At 69.4% G+C, this 24,057-nt stretch carries 25 protein-coding genes; 17 read left to right on the top strand and 8 right to left on the bottom strand.

Going from position 1 to position 24,057, the window contains the following annotated elements:
- Window positions 1-153: 153 nt before the first annotated feature.
- On the top strand, window positions 154-1,251 hold the full coding sequence (locus BLW44_RS16625; RefSeq protein ID WP_060928280.1) for a VanZ family protein: 1,098 nt from the start codon (window positions 154-156) through the stop codon (window positions 1,249-1,251).
- A gap of 33 nt (window positions 1,252-1,284) precedes the next feature.
- On the opposite strand, the gene BLW44_RS16620 is transcribed toward BLW44_RS16625, so the two are convergent.
- The gene (locus tag BLW44_RS16620; protein ID WP_060928279.1) at window positions 1,285-1,644 is read right to left on the bottom strand and encodes a nuclear transport factor 2 family protein; all 360 of its coding nucleotides are present in this window, start codon (window positions 1,642-1,644) and stop codon (window positions 1,285-1,287) included.
- A 105-nt stretch (window positions 1,645-1,749) separates the two neighbouring features.
- Here BLW44_RS16620 and BLW44_RS16615 point away from each other — a divergent pair, with 105 nt between their 5' ends.
- From BLW44_RS16615 to BLW44_RS16595, 5 genes are all read left to right on the top strand, one after another.
- A complete protein-coding gene (locus BLW44_RS16615; protein ID WP_060928278.1) occupies window positions 1,750-2,448 on the top strand; it encodes a GTP pyrophosphokinase in 699 nt (232 codons plus the stop codon).
- A 376-nt stretch (window positions 2,449-2,824) separates the two neighbouring features.
- Window positions 2,825-3,094: a hypothetical protein gene (locus BLW44_RS16610; RefSeq protein ID WP_060928277.1), complete on the top strand. Its 270-nt coding sequence runs from the start codon at window positions 2,825-2,827 to the stop codon at window positions 3,092-3,094.
- A gap of 115 nt (window positions 3,095-3,209) precedes the next feature.
- Entirely contained in the window at window positions 3,210-4,859 is a 1,650-nt protein-coding gene (locus tag BLW44_RS16605; RefSeq protein WP_060928276.1) for a molybdopterin-dependent oxidoreductase, read from the top strand.
- A 40-nt stretch (window positions 4,860-4,899) separates the two neighbouring features.
- Window positions 4,900-5,388, top strand: coding sequence for a MogA/MoaB family molybdenum cofactor biosynthesis protein (locus BLW44_RS16600; RefSeq protein WP_060928275.1), 489 nt, complete (start codon window positions 4,900-4,902; stop codon window positions 5,386-5,388).
- Entirely contained in the window at window positions 5,385-5,825 is a 441-nt protein-coding gene (locus BLW44_RS16595; protein ID WP_060928274.1) for a molybdenum cofactor biosynthesis protein MoaE, read from the top strand. The genes BLW44_RS16600 and BLW44_RS16595 overlap by 4 nt, the downstream gene beginning before the upstream one ends.
- A gap of 365 nt (window positions 5,826-6,190) precedes the next feature.
- Here BLW44_RS16595 and BLW44_RS16590 read toward each other — a convergent pair whose 3' ends face one another.
- From BLW44_RS16590 to BLW44_RS16575, 4 genes are read right to left on the bottom strand one after another with little or no spacing between them, the layout of a single operon-like run.
- Window positions 6,191-6,427 carry a MoaD/ThiS family protein gene (locus BLW44_RS16590; protein ID WP_060928273.1) on the bottom strand — a complete coding sequence of 79 codons (237 nt, stop codon included), beginning with the start codon at window positions 6,425-6,427 and terminating at the stop codon, window positions 6,191-6,193.
- On the bottom strand, window positions 6,427-6,903 hold the full coding sequence (gene moaC / locus BLW44_RS16585; protein ID WP_060928272.1) for a cyclic pyranopterin monophosphate synthase MoaC: 477 nt from the start codon (window positions 6,901-6,903) through the stop codon (window positions 6,427-6,429). Before moaC ends, BLW44_RS16590 begins: the two co-directional genes overlap by 1 nt.
- A complete protein-coding gene (locus BLW44_RS16580; RefSeq protein WP_074731934.1) occupies window positions 6,900-8,147 on the bottom strand; it encodes a molybdopterin molybdotransferase MoeA in 1,248 nt (415 codons plus the stop codon). Before BLW44_RS16580 ends, moaC begins: the two co-directional genes overlap by 4 nt.
- Complete coding sequence (locus tag BLW44_RS16575) at window positions 8,144-8,914, bottom strand: HesA/MoeB/ThiF family protein (RefSeq protein ID WP_060927641.1); 771 nt, start codon at window positions 8,912-8,914, stop codon at window positions 8,144-8,146. The genes BLW44_RS16580 and BLW44_RS16575 overlap by 4 nt, the downstream gene beginning before the upstream one ends.
- Before the next feature lie 149 nt (window positions 8,915-9,063).
- Between BLW44_RS16575 and BLW44_RS16570 the strand changes: the two genes are divergently transcribed.
- The 5 genes from BLW44_RS16570 to moaA all read left to right on the top strand — a co-directional run bounded on the left by BLW44_RS16570 (window position 9,064) and on the right by moaA (window position 13,349).
- Window positions 9,064-9,456, top strand: coding sequence for a TOBE domain-containing protein (locus BLW44_RS16570; protein ID WP_060927640.1), 393 nt, complete (start codon window positions 9,064-9,066; stop codon window positions 9,454-9,456).
- Window position 9,457: 1 nt separating this feature from the next.
- Window positions 9,458-10,237, top strand: coding sequence for a molybdate ABC transporter substrate-binding protein (modA, locus tag BLW44_RS16565; RefSeq protein ID WP_060927639.1), 780 nt, complete (start codon window positions 9,458-9,460; stop codon window positions 10,235-10,237).
- Window positions 10,234-11,022: a molybdate ABC transporter permease subunit gene (gene modB, locus BLW44_RS16560; RefSeq protein WP_060927638.1), complete on the top strand. Its 789-nt coding sequence runs from the start codon at window positions 10,234-10,236 to the stop codon at window positions 11,020-11,022. Before modA ends, modB begins: the two co-directional genes overlap by 4 nt.
- Window positions 11,019-12,059: a sulfate/molybdate ABC transporter ATP-binding protein gene (locus tag BLW44_RS16555; RefSeq protein ID WP_060927637.1), complete on the top strand. Its 1,041-nt coding sequence runs from the start codon at window positions 11,019-11,021 to the stop codon at window positions 12,057-12,059. Before modB ends, BLW44_RS16555 begins: the two co-directional genes overlap by 4 nt.
- A gap of 204 nt (window positions 12,060-12,263) precedes the next feature.
- Window positions 12,264-13,349: a GTP 3',8-cyclase MoaA gene (moaA, locus tag BLW44_RS16550; RefSeq protein ID WP_060927636.1), complete on the top strand. Its 1,086-nt coding sequence runs from the start codon at window positions 12,264-12,266 to the stop codon at window positions 13,347-13,349.
- 256 nt (window positions 13,350-13,605) lie between these two features.
- Here moaA and BLW44_RS16545 read toward each other — a convergent pair whose 3' ends face one another.
- Together BLW44_RS16545 and BLW44_RS16540 are read right to left on the bottom strand one after the other, a co-directional pair.
- A complete protein-coding gene (locus tag BLW44_RS16545) occupies window positions 13,606-14,820 on the bottom strand; it encodes an amidohydrolase (RefSeq protein WP_060927635.1) in 1,215 nt (404 codons plus the stop codon).
- Window positions 14,821-14,830: 10 nt separating this feature from the next.
- A complete protein-coding gene (locus BLW44_RS16540) occupies window positions 14,831-15,478 on the bottom strand; it encodes a TetR/AcrR family transcriptional regulator (RefSeq protein ID WP_060927634.1) in 648 nt (215 codons plus the stop codon).
- Between the two features lie 167 nt (window positions 15,479-15,645).
- On the opposite strand from BLW44_RS16540, the gene BLW44_RS16535 reads away from it, so the two are divergent.
- The 6 genes from BLW44_RS16535 (at window position 15,646) to BLW44_RS16510 (ending at window position 23,488) form a co-directional block, all read left to right on the top strand.
- A complete protein-coding gene (locus BLW44_RS16535; protein ID WP_060927633.1) occupies window positions 15,646-17,316 on the top strand; it encodes an ABC transporter substrate-binding protein in 1,671 nt (556 codons plus the stop codon).
- 72 nt (window positions 17,317-17,388) lie between these two features.
- Window positions 17,389-18,213, top strand: coding sequence for an ABC transporter ATP-binding protein (locus BLW44_RS16530; RefSeq protein WP_060927632.1), 825 nt, complete (start codon window positions 17,389-17,391; stop codon window positions 18,211-18,213).
- Window positions 18,210-19,016, top strand: a complete 807-nt coding sequence (locus BLW44_RS16525) for an ABC transporter ATP-binding protein (protein WP_060927631.1) — start codon at window positions 18,210-18,212, stop codon at window positions 19,014-19,016. The genes BLW44_RS16530 and BLW44_RS16525 overlap by 4 nt, the downstream gene beginning before the upstream one ends.
- Window positions 19,013-20,101, top strand: a complete 1,089-nt coding sequence (locus BLW44_RS16520; protein WP_060927630.1) for an ABC transporter permease — start codon at window positions 19,013-19,015, stop codon at window positions 20,099-20,101. Before BLW44_RS16525 ends, BLW44_RS16520 begins: the two co-directional genes overlap by 4 nt.
- A gap of 1 nt (window position 20,102) precedes the next feature.
- Window positions 20,103-21,242 (top strand): ABC transporter permease, encoded by a 1,140-nt coding sequence (locus tag BLW44_RS16515; RefSeq protein ID WP_060927629.1) that lies wholly within the window; start codon window positions 20,103-20,105, stop codon window positions 21,240-21,242.
- Complete coding sequence (locus BLW44_RS16510) at window positions 21,242-23,488, top strand: exo-beta-d-1,3/1,6-glucosidase (RefSeq protein WP_060927628.1); 2,247 nt, start codon at window positions 21,242-21,244, stop codon at window positions 23,486-23,488. The genes BLW44_RS16515 and BLW44_RS16510 overlap by 1 nt, the downstream gene beginning before the upstream one ends.
- A gap of 36 nt (window positions 23,489-23,524) precedes the next feature.
- Here BLW44_RS16510 and soxR read toward each other — a convergent pair whose 3' ends face one another.
- A complete protein-coding gene (gene soxR, locus BLW44_RS16505; RefSeq protein WP_060927627.1) occupies window positions 23,525-24,007 on the bottom strand; it encodes a redox-sensitive transcriptional activator SoxR in 483 nt (160 codons plus the stop codon).
- Between the last annotated feature and the right edge of the window lie 50 nt (window positions 24,008-24,057).

The raw sequence follows: 24,057 nt of genomic DNA, 5'->3' as shown, positions 1-24,057 counted from the left end.
AGGGGGAGCGTCTGTGTTGTCCCTGGTTTCATCTGACACGTCCGGCGACGTTACGCGCGCGCACGCTTCTCTCACGGTTTCCTCACGGAATCCCTACGGCCGCTCGGGCGTCCCTAACGGAATCCTCACGCCGCGCGGCTACAGTGGCACGTTGTGGAAGATCAGGTGCTGCTCGGGTTCATCGCGATCGCGATCGGAGTGGCCTTCGGCGTCGTGCTGTTCGTGCCCTTCGTGGCGATCAGCTACCGCCGACGAGGACGCCTCGGTCTCGGCCGGACGCTGCTGTGGCTGTCGGCGCTCATCTACTTCTGGGCGATCTGGACGTACACGCTGCTTCCGCTTCCCGACCCCGACGCGATCCGCTGCGTCGGTGCGATCGTCGACCCGATGTCCGTCGTCCGCGACGTGCAGACCGCGCTCGCCACGTCGGGCAATCCTCTTCGGCATCCGGCCCTGCTCCAGCTGGTGTTCAATGTGCTGCTGTTCCTGCCGCTCGGAGTGTTCGTCCGGGTGCTCGCGGGGCGCGGTGTCGTGGTCGCGCTCCTCGCGGGGCTCGGCCTGTCGCTGCTGGTCGAGATGACGCAGCTCACCGGTGTCGGGGGACTGTATCCCTGCGCCTACCGCTTCTTCGACGTGGGCGACCTCCTGACCAACACGCTCGGGGCGGTCCTGGGGTGCGCGCTGGCATTCGTCGTCCCCCGATCGCTGCGGGGCTCTCAGGTGAGTGCCGACGCCGACCTTGCCCGCCCGGTCACCCGGGGGCGTCGCGCCCTCGCGATGCTGTGCGACGCGCTGGCCTACGGCTTCCTGAGCGCCGGGGTCGGGGTGGGCGTGCAGGCGTGGCTGCAGTACATCGCGAACGACCGGGCCGCCGTGCTCGACGGGTCCCTCGCCTCGGCGCTGTCCGCGATCGTCCCGACGAGTGTCTTCCTCCTGGTGATCCTGGTGGGTGGACGGTCGGTCGGCGACATCGCGGTCCAACTGCGGTACACCGGGTCGCGGCTGCCGGCACCGCTCGCCCGGGTGCTGCGCTGGGCGGGCGGGATCGGCGGGCTCTCGGCGCTGTCACTGTTGGGCGGGCTGTTCGGCGTCGCCTCGTCGCTCCTGATCCTCCTCGCCATCGTGCTGCTGTTCACCACGCGTCACGGACGCGGCCTGCCAGGCGTGCTGTCGGGTCAGGACCTCGTGGACGCCAGGACGGATGCCGCAGCCCGCCCTACTCCCCGCGTCGGCCGCGCTCAGCCGTCGTGATCCCTGCGCGCCGAATTAGCGGGTGCGGCCCTTTCACGGGCTGTGCGGGCGTGGCATGTACCACTCGGTGAACTCGGTCGCCCGCCCCTCGGCATCCAGTCGGATCATCCAGAGATTGAGGTAGTCGCGTTCGGCGGGGTACTCGGTGCGGCCCTGCACGGCGACGAAGTCGTCGTGCTCATGCAGCACCGACCACTCGAACGTCCAGGTCCCGGGATCGTCGAGATCCTCGAGCCAGCCGTCGACGATCGCCTGTCGACCGACGCGCGGCTCCGAGTCTGGGCTCGTCAGGTACCTGGCGTCCTCGGTGAAGAGCGCGCCGATGCGCTCCGGATCGTTCGACCGCCACGCCTCGATGTACGCCTCGGTCCACTTCTCGCCTGCGCTGGTCATGTGCTCCGTTGTAGACCCGGCCTCCGACATCGTCAAGGATCGCCCGCCGATTTCTCATCGGCGATCCACAGCCCGTTCCGATCACGGACGCGTAACGTCGGAGGCATGACGTCCCTTCAGGTCACCGACGACGCCATCCAGCAGACTCGGGAGCTCCGCGATGAGTTCCAGCGCTTCCTGCGCGAGTACGAGTTCGGGATGCGGGAGGTCGAGACCAAGATCTCGATCCTTCGTGACGAGTTCACCCACCACCACGCGTACAACCCGATCGAGCACGTCAAGAGCCGGCTGAAGACGCCCGACAGTATCGTCGAGAAGATCGCCCGCAAGGGGATCGCCGAGCCCGACTTCGAGCGCATTCGCTCCGAGATCACCGACATCGCGGGCGTCCGCGTGACCTGCAGCTTCGTCGCCGACGTGTACCGGCTGTTCGATCTGCTCACCGCGCAGGACGACGTCACGGTGCGCACGGTCAAGGACTACATCGCGACCCCGAAGGACAACGGGTACAAGAGCCTGCACGCCATCATCGAGGTGCCCGTGTTCCTCTCCACCGGAGCGCTGTCGGTGCCGGTCGAGGTGCAGTTCCGCACGATCGCGATGGACTTCTGGGCGAGCCTGGAGCACAAGATCTACTACAAGTTCTCCAACCAGGTCCCCTCGCACCTCGTGGAGAGCCTGACCGACGCCGCCGAGGCCGCCGCCGAGCTCGACAGCCGCATGGAGCGTCTGCACCGCGAGGCGCACGGCGTCCCCCAGCGACAGCTCGCCCCGCCGCCGCCTCCGCGTATCGTCCAGGTCTGACCCGCGTTCCGTCGCGCGCCAAACTCCGGAGAATCGAGCCGACAACCCGTCTGAGTGGCTGTGCCGGTGCTGTCGCTGCCGGATCTCCGGAGTTCTGGAGCTGCAGCGCGCTGCGCCTGCCGGTTCCGGACGCCGCTCGTTCACAACTCAGCACGAACGCCGGTGCCGGGCCCGTATTCGGTGCTGAACTGTCGGTTCTCGACCGTTCGTGCTGAGTTGTGAACGGCCGGGGCGCCATAACTCCGGAGAACCGCGTCGACAACCGGGCTGAGGGGCTCTTTCTGCGCAGTCGTTGCCCGATCTCCGGAGTTCTGGAGCGGCCACGCGCGAGAGCCCCGGTGTTGCGCGCGGTCGCGCGACCCTGGAGCATGGGCAGGTGGTGAAAACACAGCTGCCCCCGGTCTCGGATCTCGAGCGAAGCCTCGTCGAGATCCCTGGCCTCGATCGCGGACGACAGCTGTGCGAGTGCGACCACGGCGACGACGAGGCCTACGCCGCGTGCGGCCGCAAGGCCAAGTGGCGGGTGACGGTCGACTGCGTGTGCGGGGAGAACCACCCTCGCCGGGTCGAGATCCTCTGCTCGCGCTGCCTGCGCACACTGCGCCAGCTACAGGATCGCGACACGATCACCGCACGTCGCCTCTAGCACCGCCTCTCAGGTCCACTTCCCGTCGCGCCGCCTCCGATGCCGCGACCATCCGTTCGCGTGTCTGCTCCGAACAACCCGAGACCACACCGTCCTCGGTGCGAAGGAGCAGACCATGGCACAGCGCAGCACCGCAGACGAGCGCGGCACAGGCACACGGCAGAGCAGGGGCAAGAGGTTCTTCTTCTGGGCTGCCCTCTCGGGTGTGATCAGCGGACTCGTCTTCCTCGCCACGGCCGAGCTCTTCGCGTTTATCTTCGCGCGCTCAGCCAGCCCGATCCTCGCCGTCGGCGGATTCGTGATCGACATCGTGCCGCAGCCGTTCAAGGAGTTCGCGATCGCCACATTCGGCGAGTACGACAAGATCGCCCTGCTGGCCGGACTCGGCCTCGCGGTGGTGATCGCGTCGGCGATCGCCGGCATCCTGCAGCTGCTGCGGCCCCCTCTCGGCGTGATCGCTCTGGTGGTCGCGGGAGCCCTCTCCACTGCGGCCATCGTCACCAGGGCAGGCGTCACCGCCCTCGCCTTCCTGCCGCCCGTGCTCGGGACGATCGCCGGGTCGATCCTCATCGTCCTCCTGATCCGTCGGCTGCAGACGTGGAAGGCGGCTGCCGCCACCAGCCAGGATGCCACCGGCCAGGACGCCACCGGCCAGGATGCCACCGGCCAAGACGCCACAGAGCAGACCCCGAAGGCGCTGGGTCGTCGGCAGTTCTTCCTCCTCGCCGGGATCGCCGGGGTGTCGGCCGTGATCGTCGGCATCGCCTCGCGCACCGTGAGCATGACCGTCGCCTCGGTCGCGAACATCCGCGATGCCCTGAAGCTCCCGTCCCCGAAGTCCACCGTGGCGGTGCCGAAGGGCGCCGAGCTCGACATCCCCGGACTCAGCACCTTGTTCACTCCCAACAAGGACTTCTACCGGGTCGACACGGCACTGACCGTGCCGACGATCGACCCGAGCACCTGGCGGCTCGTGATCGACGGCATGGTCGATCAGCGGGTGGAGATGAGCTTCCAGGACATCCTCGACATGGGACTCGACGAGTACGTCATCACGTTGACCTGCGTCTCGAACGAGGTCGGCGGGGAGCTCGTCGGCAACGCGAAGTGGCTCGGGGTTCCGCTGCGCGACGTGCTCAAGAAGGCCGGGGTGAAGTCGGGGGCCGACATGGTGCTGTCGAAGAGCGTCGACGGGTACACCGCGAGCACCCCGCTCTCGGCACTGACCGATGACAATCTCGACGCGATCCTGGCGGTCGGGATGAACGGCGAGCCGCTGCCGCTCGAACACGGCTTCCCGGTGCGCATGGTGGTGCCGGGACTCTACGGATACGTCTCCGCCACCAAGTGGCTGACCGAGCTCAAGGTGACGACGTTCGACAAGGACGAGGCCTACTGGACGCCCCGCGGGTACAGTGCCGAGGCGCCGATCAAGTTCGCGTCCCGGGTCGACACCCCGAAGGTCGGCGAGGCGGTCGAGGCCGGTCGCATCCCGATCGCCGGAGTCGCGTGGGCGCAGTCGGTCGGCATCGAGCGGGTGGAGGTCCGCATCGACGAGGGCGACTGGGTGCCGGCCACGTTGTCGGCGCCGATCAATGAGGACACCTGGGTGCAGTGGTTCCTCGAGTGGGATGCCACCCCCGGCACGCACTACGTGGCCGTGCGGGCGATCAACAAGAACGGCGACCTGCAGATCGAGGAGCGCGCGCCGATCGCGCCGAACGGCTCATCCGGGTGGCAGCGGTCGCTGATCCGCGTCTCCTGATGCCGGTGCGAGGGGCAGGGCGAGCACCTAGGGTGGAGCCATGACGTCGCTCCCCGCCTGCGTGATCACCGTCTCGGACCGCTCCTTCGCCGGAGAACGAGAGGACAGGGGCGGGCCGATCGCGGTCGGTCTGCTACGGGATGCCGGGTGGCACTGCCCGGATGCCGAGGTCATCGCCGACGGAGCGACCTCGGTCGCCGACGCCCTGCGTCGGGCCGTCGCCCGCGGCGTGCGGCTGATCGTGACGACCGGCGGCACGGGTGTCGGTCCGCGGGATGAGACACCGGAGGGAACCCGTCGGGTGATCACCCGGGAGGTTCCGGGTCTCGCCGAAGAGCTGCGCCGCAGCGGCCTCGCCGACACCCCGCTGTCGGTGCTCTCCCGCGGTCTTGCCGGGATCGTCGACCCCGCGGGTGCACTCGTGGTGAACCTGCCCGGATCGCCGCGTGCCGTGGCATCCGGGATCCCTGTCGTGCTCACCGTCGCCCGACATGTCGTCGACCAGGTCGAGGGCGGTGATCACTCGTGAACGAGGTGCGGATCGCGGCTATCTCCGAGGAGCCGCTCGACGTCGAGGCCCACCTCGCGGCGGTCGATGACCCGGCCCTGGGCGGCGTCACGACATTCATCGGCCGTGTGCGCGACAACGACCCGGATGCGACGACGGCCGTGGTCGGCCTCGAATACAGCGCGCATCCCGATGCGGAGATCGCGCTGCGTGGCCTCGCCGAGCAGGCGGGGGCGGATGCCGTCGGCGATGCCAGGGTGGTCGTCGCTGTGAGCCACCGCGTCGGTCGCCTCGACGTCGGAGATGCGGCCGTCGTGATCGCGGTCGCCGCCGAGCATCGGGCCGAGGCCTTCGAGGTGTGCCGCGCGGTGATCGAGGACATCAAGCAGTCGCTGCCGGTGTGGAAGCGACAGGTCGAGTCCGACGGGTCCACGTCGTGGAAGGGCATCGGGGGCTGAGCCGCGGTTCGAGTCAGCCGGGTGGCGGCGTGTGCGCTTTCGCAGTCCGTGTGCGCTTTTGGAGTCCGTGTGCGCTTCCGCAGTCCGTTTGCGGCGTCTGCGGACTTGTGAAGCGCAATGGGACTTGCGGGGCGCCCGCGTGCGCTTCCGAAGTCCGTATGCGCTTGCGGAGTCCGTTTGCGGCGTCCGTGGACGTGTGAAGCGCAATGTGACTTGTGAAGCGCCTGCGTGCGCTTCCGAAGTCCGCATGCGCTCCCGGAGTCCGTTTGCGGCGTCCGTGGACTTGTGAAGCGCAATCGGACTTCTGGGGTGTCCGCGAGCGCGGCTGAGTCACCCGCGGGGCGCCCGCCGAGTGGGGCGCCGGCTCAGCCCCCGGCGAACGGCGGCAGCACGTCGATCAGCTGCGCGTCATCCAGCGGCCGGTCGTCGTCGCTGCGCACGCCGTCGACCATCACCGCGCATCGCGGCAGGATGTCGGCGAGCGCCGGATGGTCGGCGACGACGGCGGCCCGCAACTCCGCCAGTGAGCGCTCGCCGCGGTCCTCGGCGTCGGTGCCCGCGGCCTCGGCGGCCGCAGCGAAATAGCGGACGCGGGTGGTCATCACGACTCTCCCTCGCGCACCCAGTCGCCCGAGCGCCCGCCCGACTTCGCGACGATGCGCACGTCTTCGATCACGACCGAGCGGTCGAGGCCCTTGATCATGTCGACGATCGCGAGGGCGCTCACCGAGACGGCCGTGAGGGCTTCCATCTCGACACCGGTGCGGTCGGCGGTGCCGACGGTCGCCTCGACGTGCACGCCGTCGTCGACGATGTCGAGTTCGACCGAGGCGCGGTGCACGCCGATCACATGGGCGAGGGGCAGCAGAGCGGGTGTCGACTTGGCGCCCTGGATGCCGGCGATGCGGGCGACCGCGAGCACGTCGCCCTTGGGCGCGGTGCCGTCACGCAGCGCCGCGATGACCTCGGGACTGCAGCGCACGAATCCGCGGGCCGTGGCGGTGCGGACGGTCGGCTGCTTGCCGGTCACGTCGACCATGTGGGCATGGCCGGCCGAATCGAGGTGCGTGAAGCTCATCCGACCAGCATGACATCGATCACGTCGCCCTCGGCGACGGCGTCGATCTCGGCGGGCACGATCGCGAAGGCCTGAGCGCGGGCCAGGCCTCCGGCGAGGTGCGACCCCGAGCCGCCCGCGGTGGCTGGACGCACCGTCCGACGCGCGAGGTCGACGACGGCGGGCAGGTACTGGCGTCGTCCGGGTGGGGTGGTCCACGCGGCATCCGCGGTGAAGGGTGCACGCGGCCGATGGATCTCGGAGCGACCCTGCAGCGCCAGCAGCGCGGGGCGCACGAACACCTCGAACGACACCGCCACACTCACGGGGTTACCGGGCAGCCCGAACACCAGAGTGCCGGTGTCGAGCACGCCGAAGGCCTGGGGCTTGCCCGGTTGCATGGCGACACTTGCGAACTCGACCTCGCCCCGTCCGTCGAACGCCCCGCGCACGGGCTCGTAGGCTCCCGCGCTGACACCGCCGGTGAACACGATCACGTCGGCGCCGCGCTCGACGGCTGTCTCGGTGACGGCTCGGACGGCATCCGCATCGTCGGCGACCCGCGCGACGAGCACGACCTCGGCGTCGGCATCCGCGACGAGGAGCTCCAGCAGAGGTCCGTTCGAATCCGGGATGCGCCCGCGTTGTGCCGCTTCGCCCGGCTCCAGCAGTTCGCTGCCGGTCGATACGACGGCCACCCGGGGTGCGCGGGTCACCGTGACGGTCTCGACCCCGGCGGCGACGGCGGCGGACAGCTGGAAGGCGCCGAGCCGCTCGCCGGCGAGCACCACCGCGTCGCCGGCGTGCAGGTCGGCACCGCGGCGGCGGACGAACGCACCGGGTTTCGCCGGCGCGTGCAGCACGCGCACCTCGCCGAGCGAGTCGGCGAGACCGCCGGCGGTGTCCTCGAAGGGCACGATCGCGTCGGCATCGGTCGGCGTGGGGGAGCCGGTCATGATGCGCGCCGCTTCGCCCGCGGCCAGTGCCGGGTCGTCGGAGACCCCGGCGGGAAGGTCGGCCACCACCCGCAGGACGACCGGGTTCTCGGGGGATGCCGCGGCGACATCCGTTGCTCGCACGGCGAAGCCGTCCATGGCCGAGTTGTCGAAGAGCGGGATGTCGTGCGCCGCCGTGGCGGGTTCGGCGAGCGTGCGGTGGGCGGCGTCCCGGATCGCGCGCGCCTCTGTCGGCAGCGGGCGGAGGGCGGCGAGCACCAGCGCGAGCTGCTCCTCGACCGACCGGCGCAGTCCGTTCGCGGCGCTCATGCCGACACCGCCGATCGGATCGCGATCTCGTGCTGTCGCGCCGCGAGAGAGTCGATGATCGCGAGGCGTCCGAGCAGCGGTTCTCCCGCCCCGGTGATGAGCTTCACGACCTCGCCGGCCAGCATCCCGCCGACCTGCACGCACATCGCCCCCAGCACTCCGACCTGCGCGCAGCTGGGTGGCTCGCCCTCGGTGCCGAGGGGGAAGAGATCGGCGAGGACGACGGGTGAGTGGCCCTCGGGGGGATTCGACCAGAACACCGTGGCTTGCGCGTGCCACTCCTGCACGGCGCCCCACACGAGTGGGATGCCGAGGGCTTCGGTCGCGGTGGCGACGTCGCGCCGGGTCGCGAAGGAGTCGCTCGTGTCGACGACGATGTCGGCGCCGGCGAACAGGCGCTCCGCGTTCTCGGAGTCGAGTCGCTCGGATGCCGTCACGACCTCGGCGCCGGGCGACAACGCGGTGATCGCCCGGGCGGCCGACGCGGTCTTGGGGCGGCCGATGTCCTCGACACGGTGGGCGAGCTGGCGCTGCAGATTGGTGAGCTCGACGATGTCGTCGTCGATCACGGTGATGCTGCCGACACCGGCAGCCGCGAGCGCGAGCAGCACCGGGGAACCGATCCCGCCTGCCCCGACGACCGCGACGTGGGCGGCGGCCAGGCGACGCTGCCCTTCTTCGCCGATGCCTGCCAGCACCGCATGCCGGGCGGTGCGCACGAGCTCAGCCGGATCGAGAGCGGGCGTGGGAGCGACGATCGGCTGCATGGCACCAGGCTATGCCCGGCGAGCGCCCGTGCGGCCTGCGAGTCGGGTTCCGACCGCTGGCGTCCGGGGTGTGCGCCGCACAGCAGGGCGGCGATCCGCGGATGAGGATTCATCGGCCATCTGCATCCGCATCTGCGGTAACCTGCCATATGCAGACTTTTCGCATCGCCCGTGCCGCCGAACTGCTCGGCGTGAGTGACGACACCGTCCGGCGCTGGATCGACCAGGGTCTCCTGCCGACCACCCACGCCGTGCCGGCCGAGATCCCCGGTGACGCGCTCGCCGCGCGCGCTGTGGAACTCGCCGAGGAGGCACAGGCGTCGGATGATGCGCTCTCGAGTGCCCGGAACCGGTTCGTCGGCATCGTGACCCGTGTGCAGATCGACGGGTTGATGGCACAGATCGATGTGCAGTCCGGGCCGCACCGGGTCGTGTCCCTCATGTCCGCCGAGGCCGCGAGGGAGCTGCGCCTGGAGGTCGGCTCGCTCGCCACCGCATCCGTCAAGGCGACGCAGGTCGTCGTCGAAGTGCCGAAGTCCTGACATGCGCACGTCCCTGCGCCGAACCCTCACCGCCGTCGCCGCCATGGCGGCGCTCATGCTGACCGGGTGCGCGTCCGAGTCGCCCGCTCCGGCCGCGCCCGGTGCGGCATCCGAGAGCACTGTGGCCGGGGAGCTCACGGTGTACGCCGCGGCCTCTCTGTCGGCGGCCTTCGACGCTCTCGGAGACGCGTTCATCGCCGAGCATCCGGACGTGCGATTCAGCCCGGTCTACGACGGATCGTCGACGCTGGTCACCCAGTTGCTGGAGGGCGCCCCGGCCGACGTCTTCGCCTCGGCCGACGAGGCGAACATGGACAAGCTCGAGGATGCCGCGGTCGATCCGACCCTGTTCGCATCCAACACCCTCGTGATCGTCGTGCCTTCGGGCAACCCGGGCCGCGTCGAGACCCTCGCCGACCTGGCGGACGTCACCACCGTGCTGTGCGCCCGTGAGGTGCCGTGCGGCGCCGCCTCGGCGACGCTGCTCTCGAATGGCGAGGTCACGGTCGATGCCGCGAGCCTCGAGCAGAACGTCACCGCGGTGCTGACCAAGGTCGCAGCCGACGAGGCGGACGCCGGGCTCGTCTACGCCACCGATGCGATCGGCCGTGACGACGTCGACGTGATCGTGCCCGACGGCGCAGACGAGGTCGTCAACCACTACCCGATCGCGACCCTGTCCGAGGCTGCGAACACCGAGGCGGCCGACGCCTTCGTCGCGTATGTGCTGTCGGATGAGGGTCAGCGGATCCTCGCCGACTTCGGTTTCGGGGCGCCGTGAGCACCGCCGGAGCGCCGGGTTACGCGCCACGGAGCCTGGCCGTTCCCGCGCTGATCGGACTCGCGTTCCTCCTCCTGCCGCTTGCAGCCCTCGTCGCTCGCGTCGAGTGGTCCACCTTCCTCGCCGACGTGACGTCGGAGGTGGCGAGGTCGGCGCTGCTGCTGTCGCTCGGCACCGGCATGGTCGCCACGCTGCTCTGCATCCTCATCGGAGTGCCGCTCGCGTTGACCATCGCCAGGTCAGGGCCGCGGACCGCCGCCCTGCTGCGAGCGGTCGTCACGGTGCCGCTCGTCCTGCCCCCGATGGTGGGCGGCGTGGCGCTGCTCTACCTGTTCGGACGTGCCGGCTGGCTCGGCGGACTCGGCATCGCCTTCAGCACCCCGGCCGTCGTCCTCGCGCAGACCTTCGTGGCGCTGCCGTTCCTCGTGCTCGCCGTGGAGGGCGCCGTGCGCACCTCGGGGGTCGACTACGAACGCACCGCTGCCGCGCTCGGCGCCGGACGCTGGACGATCCTGCGCCGCATCACGCTCCCACTCGCAGCACCGGGGATCGTCGCCGGAGTGGTGCTGTGCTTCGCCAGGGCCATCGGCGAGTTCGGGGCCACCGCCCTCTTCGCCGGCAACCGCCCGGGGGTCACCCAGACGATGCCGCTCGCGATCTACACCGCCTTCAACGGGGCCGGGGTGACGCAGGGAACCGCCGTCGCGCTCGCACTGCTCCTGCTCGCCGCGGCGATCGTCGTGCTGCTGCTGGTGCGCGGCTGGCGACCGGGGGCCGCCCGATGAGCGCTGGCCTGCACGCCCACGTCGTCGTGCAGCGGGAGCATTTCACTGTGGAGGTCGCGCTGCAGGTGGCCGTCGGTGAGACGGTCGCCGTGATGGGTCCCAGCGGCGCCGGCAAGTCGACGCTGCTGCAGGCGCTCGCAGGACTCCAATCCCTGGATGCCGGCGAGATCGCGGTCGAGGGCCGGGTCGTCGACCGGGTCTCGAAGCCGCGGGTGCGGACGCCGCCGATGGATCGGGGCGTGGTGCTGCTCGGGCAGGAGCCGCGGCTCTTCCCGCACCTGACCGTGCGGGAGAACGTCGCCTTCGGGCCGCGCGCCGCAGGCGCAGACGTCCGCGCGGCGAGGAGCGGAGCAGACGACTGGCTCGCACGCGTCGGTCTGCCCGGTGCCGGCGATCGGATGCCGCGCGACCTCTCCGGAGGGGAGCAGCAGCGGGTGGCGGTCGCCAGAGCACTCGCCGCATCCCCTCGTGTCGTGCTGCTCGACGAACCGCTCGTCGCCCTCGATCCCGAGACGGCAGGGGACATCAGGCGGATGCTGCGCGAACAGCTCGCATCGACGACCACCGTCGCGGTCACGCACGATGCCGCGGACGCCGTCGCGCTCGCCGAGCGGCTCATCGTGATCGAGTCGGGGCGCATCGCGCAGTCGGGGTCGGTGCGCGAGGTGCTCGCCGCCCCGGCATCCGGGTTCGTCGCCTCGATCGCCGGCGTGAATCGTCTGGTGGGCGTGGCGGACGGCGGAGGCTGGCGGCGCGGAGAGATGCGGCTGACCAGCGCGGACGCTGCGTCGCGTGCGCTCGCCCTTGTCGACGGTGCAGCGATCGCCGCGGTGTTCCGCCCGGGGGATGCGCGGGTCGATGGCGGTGAGCAGTCGTGGTCGGCCGTCGTGACCAGGGTCGAGCCGACCCTGGGCGGGGTGCGGGTCCACACCGACGCGGGCGCCGTCGACCTCTCGCTCGATGCGGGCGCGGGTGCGGGAGACGTCGTACGGCTGGGGATCGACCCGGCGCTGGTGCGGTTCGTCGCGGTCGGCTGACCGTCCGCCGGGCCGATAAGGCATGGCGGTAGGCCGGGCAGCTGAGATGAGCAACCATGGCCGGGGTGACCGGTATCCGATCCGCGGACGATTTGCTTGAGGTGCCGACCTGCCAGGAGATCGTCAGCTGGATGAGGCGACGAACGGCCCGGCGGCACGACACGCGGGATAGTCTCGGAACATGTCGGGGAGCGGGAGACAGCGATGACGGCCGTGCCGGTCGTGATCGGAGTGCGCGCCCCGAATCCGGTGTACGCTGCCGACGCCGCGCCCGCAACGAGCGGCCTCGTCGACACGCATGGCCGCATCCACCGCGACCTGCGCATCTCGTTGACGGACAGGTGCTCCCTGCGGTGCACGTACTGCATGCCGGAGCAGGGCAACGAGTGGCTCGCTCGCACCAGCATCCTGTCGACGGATGAGATCGTCGAGGTCGCGGAGGCTGCGGCGGGGCTCGGCATTCGCACGTTCCGGCTCACCGGTGGTGAGCCTCTGCTGCGCGCGGACATCGTCGAGGTCGTCCGACGGATCTCGCGGATCGAGGGTGAGGACGGCCCTGTCGAGGTCGCGATGACGACGAACGGCATCAGCCTCGCGCAGAAGCTGCCCGCGCTCATCGACGCCGGCCTCACGCGGCTGAACATCAGCATCGACACGGTCGACCGGCAGCGCTTCGCCGACCTCACGCGTCGTGATCGCATCGACGACGTTTTCGAGGGCATCGCGGCAGCGGCGGCATCCGAGCTCCGTCCCCTCAAGCTCAACGCCGTCGCGATGCGCGGCGTGAACGATGACGAACTGCCCGACCTGGTCGCGTTCGCGATGGAGGTCGGCGCGCAGCTGCGCTTCATCGAGCAGATGCCGCTCGACGCTGGCCACACGTGGGACCGGGCCTCGATGGTCACCCGCGAGGAGATCCTCGAGAAGCTCAGCGCGCGATGGAGCCTCGAGCCTGTTCCCGGACGCGGTGGTGCGCCGGCCGAGAAGTGGCGGATCGACGGCGGGCCGCACGAGGTGGGAGTGATCGCGTCGGTCACCGCACCGTTCTGCGGCGCCTGCGACCGGCTGCGGCTCACCGCCGACGGTCAGCTGCGCAACTGCCTCTTCTCCAATGCCGAGTACGACCTGATCGGGGTGCTCCGGGGTGCGGAGGCATCCGTTCCCGGTCAGCGCGCCGACGCGATCGGTGCGATGCTGCGCTCCTGCGTGCACGGCAAGCTGCCCGGGCACGCGATCAACGACCCGTCCTTCCTGCAGCCCGCCCGCGGCATGAACGCCATCGGCGGCTGAGTCAGCGTCCCTTCGCGTTCACGACTCAGCAGAGAACGCGCGTTCCCGGGACTCAGGCCGCGGTTCCGACCCGGTCCCGGGCGTTCGTGCTGAATTGTGAACGGGAGGCCGCTGCCACGGCGCGACCTCGCTCGCGTGACCGAGTCGTCCCTTCGCGTTCACAACTCAGCAGAGAACGTGCGTTCCCGGGACTCAGGCCGCGATTCTGGCCCGGTTCCAGTTGTTCGTGCTGAATTGTGAACGGCGAAGGAGCGGCTCAGCCCAGGAACTCCCGCGCGGCGGCCGACAGCGCCGTGACGCCGACCTCGATCGTCGGGTGGATCTCGGGGGCGAAGAACGGCGAGTGGTTGGTCGGGATGTCCTTGTCGAGCGTCCCGGCGGCGGCGGATGCCGCGAACTTCGCCGCATCGATGCCGCCCCAGAACCAGAACACGAGCGGCGCGCCCGTGTCGCGGGCGAACCAGGAGACGTCCTCGCTGCCGGTGAACATGCCGGGATCGATGACCGAGGTTTCGCCGAGCGCGCGCTGCAGCGCCGAGGTCACCCGAGCGGTGGCGTCGACGTCGTTGATCGTGGGCGGCAGAGTGTGGTCGGTGCGGATCTCTGGCTCGCGCTCGGCTCCCGATGCCGCCGCCTCAGCACGGACGATGCGCTCGACGCTCGCGAGCACCTTGTCGCGCATCTCGTCGTTCGGGTAGCGCAGGCTCAGCTCGAGCTTCGCCTCGGCCGGGATGATGTTGTTCTTCAGGCCCGCGTGGATCGAGCCGACCGTCACCACCGCGACGTCGCGCGGGTCGACCTCGCGCGAGGTGATGGTCTGCAGCCGCATGACTGTCGCGGCGGCCATGACCACGGGGTCGATCGTCGAGTGCGGGCGCGAGCCGTGGCCTCCGCGACCGTGCAGCACGACCGTCAGCCCGTCGGATGCCGCCATCTGCGTCCCCGGGCGCACGCCGATGGTGCCGGCGGGAAGCGGGGTGACGTGCTGGCCGAGCACGATGTCGGGGTGCGGCACGAGGTCGCGCAGTCCGGCGTCGAGCATGGCCCTGGATCCGGCGCCGTACTCCTCGGCGGGCTGGATCAGCACGACCACTGTCCCGGACCAGTCCGCCTTCTCGGCGACCAGCTTCTCGACGGCGCCGATCATCGCGGTGACGTGCATGTCGTGGCCGCAGGCGTGCATGACGGGCACCGTGTTGCCGGCGGGATCGATGCCGGTCGCGGTGCTCGCGTACGCCAGGCCGGTCTCCTCCGCGACGGGCAGGGCGTCCATGTCGGCGCGCGCCCAGACGACGGGGCCGTCGCCGTTGCGCAGGATGCCGACCACACCGGTCACGCCGATCCCCTCGTGCACCTCGAGGCCGAGGTCGCGCAGATGGCCGGCGGCGATGCCGGCGGTGCGCGTCTCCTGGAACGAGAGCTCCGGATGCTGGTGCAGGTCGGTGTAGAGCGCTTCGAGGTCGATCGTCATGGCCCCGAGCCTAGTCGTGGCGGTACGACTCCAGTGTGGGCCCCGGGTGCAGCACGCCGTTGACGATGGAGCGGATCGCGAACTCGCTCGCCTCGCCCAGGCCGAACACGTCGCGGTGCAGCAGCCACTGCAGCTGGAGTCCGTCCATCACGGCGAGGATGCTGGCGGCCGCGGCGGCGATGGTGTCGGGTTCGGTCACGCCCTCCTGCGCGCACAGCAGGTGGAACGCGTCGGTGACCTCGCGGCGGAGCGTCGTGTAGCGGTCTTCGAAGTAGTCGCGACCGGGGTGGTTGTCGGTCACCGATTCGGAGGAGAGCACGGTGTACGCCTGCACGATCCCTGGACGTCGCTCGTTCGCGATCGCGGTGCGCACGAGGTGCAGGAAGAGCTCTGGACCTCCGGGGATGTGCTTCTCGGCGAGCTCGGCGACATCGGCCTGGTCGCGGTAGGCGAGGACCTCGAGCAGCAGCTTCTGCTTCGAGCCGAAGTGGTGCAGCACGCCGGCGTGCGTGATGCCGACCTGCTCGGCGACGTCGGCGAGGGTGCCGTTGGTCGAGCCCTTGTTGCCGAAGATCTCGACGGCGGCCTTGAGGATCTGCTCGCGCTTCTCCCTCGTCGCCGGGCGGACGGTCGTGTTGCCGTCGGCATCCTTGGCCATGGTCCCCTCCTCTCCCTGTCGCATCCTGCACTGGATCGTACTTGCCAACTCTACTTACCAACGAGTAACCTCGCACCAGCTTACTTTCTCGCCAGTAAGCAAACTTCGCCGGATGCCCGCGCAACCGACGACCACACAGCACAACGACCCGTGCCCAAGGAGAAGCAATGAAGCTCAGAAAGTCCCTGATCGCCGTCGCAGCGGTCTCCGCCTTCAGCGTCTCGGTCCTCGCCGGCTGCGCAGCCGGCGGATCGAACGACGGCGACGCAGGCGCGGGCGACTCGCCCGCCCTGACTATCGCCAAGCCCGACGGTGCGATCACCACCGAATCCAACAACCCCTACGTCGGCGATTCCGCGGCGTCGAAGTACGGCTACGGCAAGGTCATCTTCGAGACCCTCGGTCTCGTGAACCAGACCGGCGACCGCGAGGTCACCCCCTGGCTCGCCGAGAGCATCGAGTGGAACGACGACTACACCGCAGTCACCGTGGTGCCCCGCAAGGATGTCACCTGGAGCGACGGCGAGCCCTTCACCGCCGACGACATCGTCTTCACCTACGAGCTCGTCTCGACCCCGGCGCTCGACACCGCCGGCCTCAAGTTCGAGGGTGCGACCGTCGACGGCGACGCCGTCACCCTCACCTTCGGCGAGTCGAAGTACGTGAACCAGGCGCGCGTGCTGCACGTGCCGATCGTGCCGAAGCACATCTGGGAGAACCTCGACGAGCCGGCGACCGACCCCGTCAAGGGCGACGACCTCGTCGGCACCGGTCCCTACGCGATGTCCAACTGGTCGACCGAGTCGGTCACCCTCGAGGCGCGCGACGACTACTGGGGCGGCGACCTCGCCGTGCCTGAGCTGCACTACGTCTCGTACGGCGACAACACCGCGCTGACCACCGCTCTCGCGCAGGGCGAGGCCGACTGGGCGCAGGCGTTCATCCCGCAGATCCAGGAGCAGTTCCTCGACGCCGACCCCGAGCACAACAAGTACTTCGTGGCTCCGACCACGGGTTCGGCGACGCTGTTCATGAACCTCCAGCAGAAGCCGTTCGACGATGTGGCGTTCCGCCAGGCGCTCGCGTGGGTCATCGACCGCGACGCCTACGTCGACATCGCCCGCGAGGGTGCGAGCGAGCCGGTCTGGTCGGTCACCGGTCTCTCCTCGATCCTCGAGGACGAGATCCAGCCCGAGTTCGAGGGTGAGGAGTACTCGGTCGACGCTGACAAGGCCCGCGGCATCCTCGAAGAAGCCGGCTACACCTGGGACGGCGACGCGCTCATCGATCCGGACGGCACGCCCGTCTCGTTCACCCTCTCCGTGCCCTCGGGCTGGAGCGACTGGAACACCGCACAGGAGCTGATCGCCGAGGACATCACCGAGTCGATCGGCGCCGAGGTCAAGATCGACATGCCCGACTGGGGCGGCTGGGCAGGCCCCCGCGACGACGGCTCGTTCTCGGCCATCATCCACTGGCTCGAGGACAGCGGCACGGCATACGGCCTCTACACCTCGACCATGGATCCGCGCTGGATCTCGCCCGAGGGCATCGCCGGATTCAACTTCGGACGCTTCGAGGACCCGGCCGCGACCGAGGCGCTGAACACCTACGCCAACGCATCATCCGATGAGGAGCGCACCGAGGCGATCGCGACGCTCGAGCAGATCTTCGTCGAACAGGTGCCCGCCATCCCGCTGGGCGCGCACCCGCTTCTCGGCCAGTACAACACCCGCAACTACGTCGGATGGCCGTCGGAGGACGACCCCTACGCGTCGGGCGACCCGACCCAGCAGAACATCGTGATGATCCTCACGAAGCTGAAGCCGGCCGAGTAAGCAGTCCACGGAGGGGCGGATGCGACCGCATCCGCCCCTCCCACCGACCTCCCGACCGACGAAGGACCCCTCATGTCAGAACCTCTCCTCAGCGTGCGCGACTTCTCCGTCGTGTACGACGTCGATCCGCCCGTCGAGGCGGTGAAGAACGTGACGCTCGAACTGCAGCGGGGAGAGATCCTCGGTCTCGCCGGGGAGAGCGGATGCGGCAAGACCACGCTCGCCTACGGAGTGCAGCGGCTGCTGCGGGCGCCGGCCGTCATCGCCGGCGGCAGCGTGACGTTCCACGACGCATCCGGTGTCGACGTCGACATCAACGCGCTCGACGTGGATGCCATGCAGAAGTTCCGCTGGGACAAGGTGTCGATGGTGTTCCAGGGCGCCATGAACGCGCTCAACCCGGTCGCCACGATCGGATCGCAGCTCGAGGACGTCTTCGAGATCCACCGACCGCAGATGACTCGACGCCAGCGCAGGGCTGAGGCCGAGGAACTGCTCGAGATCGTCAAGGTCGGCCGCCAGCGCACCCGCTCATTCCCGCACGAGCTGTCCGGCGGCATGCGCCAGCGCGTCATGATCGCGATGGCGCTGGCCCTTCGCCCGCAGCTCATGGTGATGGATGAGCCGACGACCGCGCTCGACGTACTGGTGCAGCGCGAGATCCTGAAGCAGATCTCCCAGCTGCGCCACGAGTTCGGGTTCTCGGTGATCTTCATCACCCACGACCTTCCGCTGCTCCTCGAGATCAGCGACCGCATCGCGATCATGCGCGAAGGCGAGATCGTCGAGCTCGCCCCGGCCGAGCAGATCTGGACGAACCCTCAGAACGACTACACGAAGACGCTGTTGTCCTCGTTCCCCCGTCTCACCGGTGCGAGAGGAGTGCTGACCCGATGACGACACTCGAGTTCGCCGACGTCACCAAGATCTACAACGTCAGAGGAGCCGGTCAGCTCAAGGCCCTCGACCGGGTCAGCTTCACCCTGGAGTCCGGCCAGACGATCGGCCTCGTCGGCCAGTCCGGCAGTGGCAAGTCCACGATCGCGAAGATCCTCACCCAGCTCGAGACGCCCACCAGCGGCGCGGTGCGCCTGGACGGCAAGCCCATCCCGCGCCGAGGCAAGGGACTGCGCGCGTATCGCCAGCAGCTGCGGATGGTGTTCCAGGACCCGTTCGCCTCACTCAACCCGTACCACTCGATCAGGTATCACCTCGAGCGCCCGCTCCGCCTCGACGACGTCGTGCCCAAGAAGGAGACCGAAGCGGAGGTGCGCAGGCTTCTCGAGCGCGTGCGCCTCGACCCGGATGCCGTGATCGACCGCCGCCCGCACGAGCTCTCGGGCGGACAGCGTCAGCGCGTGGCGATCGCCCGCGCCCTCGCCTCCCGGCCGTCGCTCCTCGTGGCCGATGAGCCGGTGTCGATGCTCGACGTCTCGATCCGCCTCGGGGTGCTGAACCTGCTCGCCGACCTGCAACGCGAAGAGGGCCTCGGAGTGCTCTACATCACCCACGACCTCGCGACCGCTCGCCACTTCAGCGACAAGATCATGGTGCTCAACCAGGGGCGCGTCGTCGAGTACGGCGATGCCGACGACGTCATCCTCACCCCGCAGGATCCCTACACCCGCGAACTGCGGGCGGCATCCCCCGACCCCGACAAGCACTTCGCCACGACCGGCTCGCACGGAGGTGCCCAGTGACCACCGCATCCCCCCGCCTCGACCAGGTCGACGACGAGCAGCGTGACGCGCTCGAGGTCGGCACGACGGCCACCACGGCGCAGAAGGGGCGCGCCCTCGTACCGTGGCGCTTCTTCGCCGGGCGGGCGGGTTTCTACCTGTTCACCCTGTGGGCCGCCATCACGATCAACTTCTTCCTGCCGCGCTTCATGAAGGGCGATGCGGTCAGCTCGTACCTCGCGCGCAACCGCAACATCAGCCCGGAGGCGGCGGACTCGCTGCGCGTGCTGCTCGGCATCGACACCGACAAGTCGATGTGGCAGCAGTACATCGACTACTGGGCGATGCTCTTCCGCGGCGACCTCGGCATCTCGACGCTGCACGGTCTGCGGCCGGTGGGGGAGGTGCTGGCATCCGCGCTGCCCTGGACTCTCGGCCTCGTCGGTCTCGCGACGATCATCTCCTTCGCGCTCGGCACGGTCGGCGGCGCGATCGTCGGCTGGAAGCGCGGCAGCAGGCTCGACGCGCTCATCCCGATCACCACGTTCTTCAACACGATCCCGTACTTCTGGCTCGGGCTGATCGCCATCGCGATCTTCTCGTCGACCCTGAAGTGGTTCCCGTCGTCGCACGCCTACGACAAAGGGCAGTCGCCGGAGTGGAGTCTCGACTTCATCGGGCAGGTGATCATGCACGGCACGCTGCCGGCGGTGACGATCATCATCGCCTCGCTCGGCGGATGGATGCTGGGCATGCGCAACATGATGCTCACAGTGCTCGACGAGGACTACATCACCGTCGCCCAGGCCAAGGGCATGCCGAACCGCCGGGTGCTCTGGGCGTACGCCGCCCGCAACGCGGTGCTGCCGCAGATCCAGAGCTTCGCGCTGTCGATCGGCTTCATCGTCGGCGGGACGATCGTCATGGAGATGGTCTTCAGCTACCCGGGTGTCGGCAAGCTGCTGCTCGACGCCACCAACGCGAAGGACTTCGCCCTGATGCAGGGTGTCTTCCTCGTGATCACGCTGTCGGTGCTCGTCGCGAACATCATCGCCGACATCGTCTACGCATACCTCGACCCGCGCACGCGCCAGACGGAGGCCTGACATGAGCGTTCCCACCTCGACCGGCACAGCGCCGGACGGCAGCACCATCCCCACCGGGATGCCGGAGACGGCGACGTTCCGCACCGCATCGGATGCCGCGCCCACCCGCAAGACGTTCTGGTCGCAGCTCGCGCAGTCGTTCGCGATGTTCCGCAACCCGAAGTCGATCGCGGGACTGATCATCCTCGGCGCGTTCGTGCTGGTGGCGATCTTCGCCCCGCTGCTCGCGCCGTACGGGCCCACGCAGAAGGACCGCACGGCGTTGCGCCAGGCTCCGTCGCTCGACCACTGGCTCGGTACCACCCACATGGGCGAGGACGTGCTCAGCCAGCTCATCTTCGGCACGCGAGGCGTGGTCGTGGTCGGGTTCCTCTCCGCCATCATCGCCACCGTCATCGCGATCACGATCGGCGTCATCGCCGGCTACGTGCGCGGCTGGAAGAGCGAGTCGCTCTCGGCCCTGACGAATGTGTTCCTGGTGATCCCCGGCATCCCGCTCATCATCATCGTCGCGTCGCAGTTCGAGAACCCGCCGCTCATCGTGATCGCCGCAGTGCTGGGCCTCACGGGCTGGGCGTGGGGAGCGCGGGTGCTGCGCGCCCAGACCATGTCGCTGCGCAATCGCGACTTCATCCAGGCGGCGCGGGCGAACGGCGAACCGCTGCATCGCATCATCACCGTCGAGATGCTGCCGAACCTGATGGCGCTCATCGCGTCGAGCTTCGTCGGCACCGTCACCGCGGCGATCCTCGGACTCACGACCCTCGCCTTCATCGGCGTGATCCCGGTGAGCAACCTCAACTGGGGCACGATCCTGTTCTGGGCGCAGCAGAACGGCGCCTTCCCACGGCTGTGGTGGTGGTACGTCCCCGCAGGTCTCTGCATCGCGATCATCGGCGTCGCCCTGTCGCTCATCAACTTCGGGATCGACGAGTACGTCAACCCGAGGCTGCGGTCGGCAGGTGAGCGCGCCCGCGCGATGAAGAAGAAGGGGCTCGACGTGAATGCGCCAGTGACGGCGGTGCGGAGCGTGCCGACAACCGAGTCGGGTACGGTGCAGAGCGCCGCGGACGACACGACGACTCCTCCGAAGACACAGCACACGAAGACACAGAACACGAAGACACAGAACACGAAGTGATGACCTCTCAGACCCTGACCGAAGCCCTGCCCTACCTCGACCCCGAACTGCCGATCGCCGCCCGCGTCGCCGACCTCCTCGACCGCATGACGGTCGAGGAGAAGATCGGTCAGATGCTGCAGCTCGACGCCCGCGACGACCTCGACGACCACGTGCTGGGCAAGCACGTCGGCTCGATCCTGCACACCTCGCCCGAGCGCATCCTGCGTGCGAACGAGCTGACGTCGCAGACCCGGCTGCGGATCCCGCTGCTCGTGGCCGAGGACTGCATCCACGGGCACTCGTTCTGGCCCGGCGCGACGATCTATCCCACCCAACTCGGGATGGCGGCGACGTGGGACGCCGCACTGGTCGAGAAGGTCGCCAGGGCGACCGCGATCGAGGTCGCGGCCACCGGCGTGCACTGGACGTTCTCGCCGGTGCTGTGCATCGCACGGGATCTGCGCTGGGGGCGCATCGACGAGACGTTCGGCGAGGACCCGTTCCTGATCGGCGAACTCGCCGCCGCGATGGTGCGCGGGTATCAGGGCGAGGGGCTGGACGACCCGACGGCGATCCTCGCGACCGCCAAGCACTTCGCCGGCTACTCCGAGACGCAGGGCGGGCGGGATGCCAGCGAGGCCGACATCTCGCGACGCAAGCTGCGGTCGTGGTTCCTGCCGCCGTTCGAGCGCGTCGCCCGTGAGGGGTGCCGCACCTTCATGCTCGGCTACCAGACCACGGACGGCGTGCCGATCACGGTGAACGACTGGCTGCTCAGCGATGTGCTGCGCGGCGAGTGGGGCTACACCGGCACCCTCATCACCGACTGGGACAACGTCGGCCGCATGGTCTGGGAGCAGCATGTGCAGCCGGACTACGCGCACGCCTCGGCCGCCGCCGTGAGCGCCGGCAACGACATGGTCATGAACACGCCAGGGTTCTTCGAGGGCGCGCTCGAGGCGGTGGCGAACGGGCTGCTCGCCGAGGACGCCTTCGACGACGCCGTCGCCCGCATCCTGACCCTGAAGTTCGAACTCGGTCTGTTCGAGAACCCGCGTCTTCCGCAGGCGGATCTGGATGCCGTGGTCGGCAGCGCCGTGCACGCCGAACTGAACCTCGAGACCGCCCGTCGTTCGATCGTGCTGCTCGAGAACGACGGCCTGCTGCCGCTGGATGCGTCCGCGCCGCTGAAGGTCGCGGTGGTCGGCCCGCTGGCGGACGACGCGCAGACGCAGCTGGGCGACTGGGCCGGTGGCTCCGGACAGGCCGGCTGGCTCGACGGACAGCCGCGCGAGATGATCACGACCGTGCTCGACGGTCTGGTCGGCGTCGACGGCTGGTCGGTCACGCATGCGCGTGGTGCCGACATCCTCACACTCGAGGAGGACCCGCGCGGGGCGAAGTTCCCCGACGGTCAGCCCCGGCCGTCGGTCGTGGTGCCGAGCGCACCCGACGAGACGATGATCGCGGAGGCCGTCGCGGCAGCCGAGGCATCCGACGTCGTGGTCGCGGTCGTGGGCGACCGGATCGAACTCATCGGAGAGGGGCGGTCGACCGCGACCCTCGAGCTGATCGGCGGACAGAACGCGCTGCTCGACGCACTGATCGCGACGGGGAAGCCCGTCGTCGTGGTGCTGCTCGCGTCGAAGCCGCTCGTGCTGCCGGCATCCGTCTCGCGTGCCGCCGCCGTGATCTGGGCGGCCAACCCCGGGATGCAGGGCGGCCGCGCGCTCGCCGAGATCATCTCGGGTGCCGTCGAACCGTCCGGGCGCCTGCCGATCTCGTTCGCCCGCCACGTCGGCCAGCAGCCGACGTACTACAACCAGATTCGCGGCCAGCACGGCGACCGCTACGCGGACCTCACGCAGTCTCCGGCGTGGGCGTTCGGCGAGGGACTGTCGTACTCGACCGTGTCGTACGCGGACCTCGCAGTCGTCTCGGATTCGCTCGGTGTCGACGACACGGTCGAGGCCGACGTGACCGTCACGAACACCGGCTCCAGGCCCGTGCGCGAGACCGTGCAGGTGTATGTGCGCGATGCCGTGACGAGCGTCAGCTGGGCGGACAGGGAGCTGAAGGCCTACCGGCAGGTCGACCTCGCTCCGGGGGAGTCGGCGCGCGTGCGTCTGGCCGTGCCGGTCGCCGAGTGCTCGATCGTGGATGCCGCGGGGGTGCGCCGAGTGGAGGCGGGAGCGTTCGAGCTGCTCGTCGGTCCGTCGTCGCGCGACGAGGTGCTGCTGAGCGCGCCCTTCACGGTGGTTTGAGTCGGCGGGCGTCTGAGGCGGGCGGGGTCTCCCGGCTCAGGCGTCTTCGTCGCGCAGGCGCTGGGGTCCAGCCCCCTGACTGCCGAGCGCGTCGTCGGGGTTGAGCAGCCCGCACGCCTTCATCGACAGGCAGCCGCAGCCGATGCATCCGGTCAGCTCGCGCTCCAGCCGTTCGATGCCCTCGCGCCGCTTCTCGAGTTCGCGCTTCCAGCGCCGCGAGGCCCGCTGCCAGTCCGCGTGGCTCGGGGTCTCGGCGAGCGGGACGTCCGCGAAGGCGTCCTGCACGTCCGAGAGCGGGATGCCGAGGCGCTTCGCCACGGTGATGAGCGACACCCGCCGCAGCATGTGCCGCGCGTAGCGGCGCTGGTTGCCGGCCGTCCGGGTCGAGGCGATGAGTCCGAGGGTCTCGTAGAAGTGCAGCGCGGAGGGGGCGACGCCGGTGCGTCGGCTCATCTCGCCGATGGTCAGCGGCTCGTCAGGGCCGTGCACGGCGCGTCCCGCGTCGGTGTCAGAGCTCATCCGGATCTCCTCGATTTGACCTCAAGTGTACTTGAGGTCATACGGTGGCT

The organism is Microbacterium hydrocarbonoxydans, assembly GCF_900105205.1.
GTDB classification, from domain to species: domain Bacteria; phylum Actinomycetota; class Actinomycetes; order Actinomycetales; family Microbacteriaceae; genus Microbacterium; species Microbacterium hydrocarbonoxydans.
The sequence above is the reverse complement of the archived record's forward strand: the minus strand, read 5'-3'. Positions and strand labels throughout refer to the sequence as shown.

What these genes read in the sequence shown, in the direction of transcription:
- moaC (WP_060928272.1), bottom strand. Translation starts at nt 6,903, where the DNA reads ATGAGCTTCACGCACCTCGATTCGGCCGGCCATGCCCACATGGTCGAC.
- BLW44_RS16545 (WP_060927635.1), bottom strand. Translation starts at nt 14,820, where the DNA reads ATGACGATCGACCTCGAAGCGCTCTACACCGACCTGCACCAGCATCCG.
- BLW44_RS16510 (WP_060927628.1), top strand. Translation starts at nt 21,242, where the DNA reads ATGACCTCTCAGACCCTGACCGAAGCCCTGCCCTACCTCGACCCCGAA.
- modA (WP_060927639.1), top strand. Translation starts at nt 9,458, where the DNA reads ATGCGCACGTCCCTGCGCCGAACCCTCACCGCCGTCGCCGCCATGGCG.
- BLW44_RS16605 (WP_060928276.1), top strand. Translation starts at nt 3,210, where the DNA reads ATGGCACAGCGCAGCACCGCAGACGAGCGCGGCACAGGCACACGGCAG.
- BLW44_RS16615 (WP_060928278.1), top strand. Translation starts at nt 1,750, where the DNA reads ATGACGTCCCTTCAGGTCACCGACGACGCCATCCAGCAGACTCGGGAG.
- BLW44_RS16530 (WP_060927632.1), top strand. Translation starts at nt 17,389, where the DNA reads ATGTCAGAACCTCTCCTCAGCGTGCGCGACTTCTCCGTCGTGTACGAC.
- soxR (WP_060927627.1), bottom strand. Translation starts at nt 24,007, where the DNA reads ATGAGCTCTGACACCGACGCGGGACGCGCCGTGCACGGCCCTGACGAG.
- BLW44_RS16535 (WP_060927633.1), top strand. Translation starts at nt 15,646, where the DNA reads ATGAAGCTCAGAAAGTCCCTGATCGCCGTCGCAGCGGTCTCCGCCTTC.
- BLW44_RS16620 (WP_060928279.1), bottom strand. Translation starts at nt 1,644, where the DNA reads ATGACCAGCGCAGGCGAGAAGTGGACCGAGGCGTACATCGAGGCGTGG.
- BLW44_RS16600 (WP_060928275.1), top strand. Translation starts at nt 4,900, where the DNA reads ATGACGTCGCTCCCCGCCTGCGTGATCACCGTCTCGGACCGCTCCTTC.
- BLW44_RS16590 (WP_060928273.1), bottom strand. Translation starts at nt 6,427, where the DNA reads ATGACCACCCGCGTCCGCTATTTCGCTGCGGCCGCCGAGGCCGCGGGC.
- BLW44_RS16555 (WP_060927637.1), top strand. Translation starts at nt 11,019, where the DNA reads ATGAGCGCTGGCCTGCACGCCCACGTCGTCGTGCAGCGGGAGCATTTC.
- BLW44_RS16575 (WP_060927641.1), bottom strand. Translation starts at nt 8,914, where the DNA reads ATGCAGCCGATCGTCGCTCCCACGCCCGCTCTCGATCCGGCTGAGCTC.
- moaA (WP_060927636.1), top strand. Translation starts at nt 12,264, where the DNA reads ATGACGGCCGTGCCGGTCGTGATCGGAGTGCGCGCCCCGAATCCGGTG.
- BLW44_RS16580 (WP_074731934.1), bottom strand. Translation starts at nt 8,147, where the DNA reads ATGAGCGCCGCGAACGGACTGCGCCGGTCGGTCGAGGAGCAGCTCGCG.
- BLW44_RS16540 (WP_060927634.1), bottom strand. Translation starts at nt 15,478, where the DNA reads ATGGCCAAGGATGCCGACGGCAACACGACCGTCCGCCCGGCGACGAGG.
- BLW44_RS16570 (WP_060927640.1), top strand. Translation starts at nt 9,064, where the DNA reads ATGCAGACTTTTCGCATCGCCCGTGCCGCCGAACTGCTCGGCGTGAGT.
- BLW44_RS16515 (WP_060927629.1), top strand. Translation starts at nt 20,103, where the DNA reads ATGAGCGTTCCCACCTCGACCGGCACAGCGCCGGACGGCAGCACCATC.
- BLW44_RS16525 (WP_060927631.1), top strand. Translation starts at nt 18,210, where the DNA reads ATGACGACACTCGAGTTCGCCGACGTCACCAAGATCTACAACGTCAGA.